At 33.7% G+C, this 3,308-nt stretch carries 2 protein-coding genes and 1 pseudogene; 1 reads left to right on the top strand and 2 read right to left on the bottom strand.

The features are described from left to right. Positions 1–531: pseudogene (locus F6K13_RS24985) on the bottom strand (calcium-binding protein); the annotation flags it as partial. Between the two features lie 707 nt (positions 532–1,238). Here F6K13_RS24985 and F6K13_RS24980 point away from each other — a divergent pair. Then, complete coding sequence (locus F6K13_RS24980) at positions 1,239–1,514, top strand: hypothetical protein (RefSeq protein ID WP_287288700.1); 276 nt, start codon at positions 1,239–1,241, stop codon at positions 1,512–1,514. Between the two features lie 27 nt (positions 1,515–1,541). On the opposite strand, the gene F6K13_RS24975 is transcribed toward F6K13_RS24980, so the two are convergent. Beyond that, positions 1,542–3,239, bottom strand: a complete 1,698-nt coding sequence (locus F6K13_RS24975; RefSeq protein ID WP_287288698.1) for a methyltransferase domain-containing protein — start codon at positions 3,237–3,239, stop codon at positions 1,542–1,544. Positions 3,240–3,308: the final 69 nt, after the last annotated feature.

Here is a 3,308-nt window from a genome sequence, read left to right as displayed (position 1 = left end):
TGGTTTTAAATCTCCATCTATATAAGCTTTGGGAATAGCTCCTAAAGGAGAAATTTCATAACGATTTGCTTGAAGTAAATTACCATTTCCTGTGTGGTGATTAAACCAATTTAACTTCACAAATAACCATGGATCATGTAGTATTAAATCATCTTCTAAGTAACAATAATAATCGTATTTCCCAAGACATGATTTCATTACTTCCTGACATTCAAAACCTAGTAACATAGGTTCTACGTTAGTGCTGTGGTGCATCAGAAAATTTGAGGGCAAAGGAATTTGAGATAATAAATGAAGACCTTTAGTGGTACAAACAATAATATCAATATCATGGCCATGATTTTGATTGGCTGGAATTGCTTGATGTCTACTAATATCAATTATGTACTGAGATTTAGCATATAAGGCACGCAATGCAGTTAAACAGGTAGTTAATGCTATGCGTCGTGTTTGCGGGTCTTTGCGTAAAGAACCATGTTTTCCGCTACCTTCAGGGTTAAAGAAATGAGCAATTGTAAATAATATTCGCATTTTTGGAAGAGGGAATAGGGAACAGGGAATAGGGAATAGGGAGTAGGGGAGTAAGGAGTAGAAAAATATACTAATACTAACTTTTCTGGCAGCTCAACTGCTTATTCAAAAATCATACGTCAATTTTGATCTGTTAAATAGTTCTGGAACACTATGTTTTTAATAATTTAATTTTTTTAGAAAATAAACATAGACTAATAAAGTATACTATTTTTTTTTGATAACTAAATAGGGCTTGCTGATTAAATCTAAAAGTCTTTATAAATAAAGGTAAGTGCCTTTTTAAGTATCAAAAAGTGCGAGTTTTTAAGCGGTAATGGTTCAAAAATGAGCGGATTTTGGTCAAGATTTGGGCAGAACAATCTTGGGACAAAACTTAGCTCCTACCTCCTCGCTCATTCCCATTTCTACTGTCTCCTGTCTCCTGTATCCTAACCCTACTAAAAGACTTTTTCAGCAAACCCTAAATAGTTCTGAAACACTATGTTTTTAATAATTTAATTTTTTTAGAAAACAAACATAGACTAATAAAGTATACTATTTTTTTTTATAACTAAATAATTCAGACGATTACACCTGTAAAAATTGCTGTATTTAATTTTGTAGAACCCTTATGGTATCTTTGACGCGGTATGTGTTTTTGGCATGGGAGTCAAAAGTCAGAAGTCAGGAAATTCAGAAATAGAATAGGGGAAAAAGGTAGAAAAATGCTCCCTACTCCCTTATACCAATTTGATAAATATTTGCTACAAATAGTTAGGCTATTTCTTAGGAGTCAACCCACCCCTCGCCCCTCCCCCTCCCAGGAGGGGAAGGACCGAGTCAGGAGTCATAATGAATTGCTTCAATACCAGTTTTTAGGTCGTAAATTCTCTTTTTTGTCAAAGGGACATTTCCGGCAAAATCTTTTTATTGCACTTATTATTCATCACATTCTTTTTTCAAATTGGTATTACTTCCCCACTCCCCTTTCTGTATCCTAGCTCCTTCAAAAATAATACTTCAAGTTTTTAATAATCAAATAATTCTGGAACACGATTTTTTAACTGTTCATTTAAACGCGCTAATTCATCTCGCATTTGCAGATACCAATCCCGGCGCTGACGATAATTTTGAGAAAGTAAACGATTATTTTTCACCCAATCATAAGCGTTAATTGCTATTTTTTTTCTGAGATTTTCATCAGTTATTAGTTGTCTCAATTTTCTAGCAAAATCTGAAACAGAATGATAAATTAAACCTGTTTTACCATCAATAATTGAATCTTGATAAACTATTGGACTAGCTAGTACAGCTACTCCATAACCTGCACATTCAACAAATTTTAAGTCAGATTTCATTTGATTAATTGGGTTGTCATTTAAAGGTAATAAACTAAGGTCACAACTACCAAGAATCTCTAGATACTTATCATAACTACAAAATGGATAAAATTCTTTATTGGTTGTATTTAAACTTTCAAAAAATAACTTATCGTGGATGACTTTGAACCTAATTTTATCTTGATAATCTGACAATACTTGATTGATTATCGGCATAATTTCTTTCCAGTCTGCTTCCCTGTTGACAGCTCCAAAAAATATGGTAAGATATTTATTATGGGAAAGTGTGCGCTCATATAGAGGTACTATTTTAGCCAACTGATTCTGAAAAACTACAACGTTGGGGTTATATTGACGTAAAAAATTAGCTAGGGATGGGGTAGAAGTTTGTACACAGTGACAACCACGATAGCTAAGATAATTATTTTCAGCATATTCAGGACGACGTAACGGATTATCATCAATTTCAGCCACAATCAAATAATCCTTTTCTAGCAAAGACTTAAGTTTGTGAAAGTCAGACGGATAATTTAAAATTGTGCGTTGCCAGATAAACACCTTTTCTTCTTGAGGCAACCCTATATTTAAGTCAGCAGTTTTCGCAGCAGAAAAAGTTCTCACCCCAGGAATAGTAGCGCTAAAGCGGTCTGGTTCCAAAACTCTGACAGTACCACAAACTTTCGGGTCCATAATTATCGTTTGAATTAATAATCTCCGGGGATGGATAGGAGATTTGGTGACGCGTGCAATGAAATATTCAGCAGCGGTCTGAGTAGCGAACTTTTTTGAGTCCAAACCCAAAGCATCAACCAGACCTTCAGTTACTTGGAGAAACCGTTGAAACTCCTCTCCTTTTTCACCACGAGTTTGTATTTCATATACTTGTAAACCTGCATTAGCGAAACATGACTTTAGACTTTCCAGAGTAAACCAATGACGAATTATTTCCGAATTTTCCCAACCACCTTTAAGCAAATTAAAAATTCTGCACCAATGCTGTACATTTTGTACAATAGCCAAAACTTGACCATTATTTTTTAACCAAGTTTGATGATATTTCAAAACTTCAGTCGGGTGAGCGATCGCCATTAAATCTAAACCATAAATCAGACAATCTACTGTTTCTGGTTGGATATTTAGAGTCGAAAGATTTTGTTGTAAATTTCCTACAACAATTTTATCTACTTGTAAGACAGAATTTTTAGCAAAATCTGGATTAGATTCAATGACAATATAATAACAGTGAGGATTAATCTGTTTATATTGAGAAGCTATTGTGCCATTACCACAGCCAAATTCGATAATAACTTTAGCATCAGCAGGTATAAATTTTAGAAGTTCTTGGTGAATGGAATTTTCTGAAGAATTAAATCTAGTGTGAGTCATATTTTCTAATTTAAGCTGTTCAAAATAATACCATTTATCAAAAATTTTTCAATAAGAAGGAAAAAGGAA

It is taken from the genome of Okeania sp. SIO2B9 (genome assembly GCF_010672505.1).
GTDB lineage: Bacteria > Cyanobacteriota > Cyanobacteriia > Cyanobacteriales > Microcoleaceae > Okeania > Okeania hirsuta.
This window is presented reverse-complemented; position numbering and strand designations above follow the sequence as displayed.

Excerpts from the sequence above, each read along its gene's own strand:
- F6K13_RS24980 (WP_287288700.1), top strand. The coding sequence starts at position 1,239 with ATGCTCCCTACTCCCTTATACCAATTTGATAAATATTTGCTACAAATA.
- F6K13_RS24975 (WP_287288698.1), bottom strand. The coding sequence starts at position 3,239 with ATGACTCACACTAGATTTAATTCTTCAGAAAATTCCATTCACCAAGAA.